Consider the following 248-nt stretch of genomic DNA (forward strand, 5'->3'; position numbering starts at 1 on the left):
CGGCCTGGTGCTGGAGATCCGGACCGTGCCGGTGCCGGACGGTGGCTTCGTGCGGACCTTTACGGACATCACCCCGCGCAAGGCCGCGGAGGCCGAGGTGGCGCGGCTGGCGCGCCACGACATCCTGACGGGCCTGCCGAACCGCGGCCTGGTCCGGGAGCATCTCGACGGGCGCCTCGCAGAGATCGCCGTCCGGGGCGGCACCGCTGCGGTCCTGTACCTCGACCTCGCCGGCTGCACGGGCGTGA

At 74.2% G+C, this 248-nt stretch carries 1 protein-coding gene; it reads left to right on the forward strand.

The annotated features are described in order from the left end of the window. Positions 1-248 (forward strand): PAS-domain containing protein (locus AC0IY0_RS28905; protein ID WP_471766498.1); only part of this gene is annotated, 248 nt, incomplete at both ends.

The sequence above is a fragment of the Methylobacterium sp. AC315 genome, assembly GCF_979253755.1.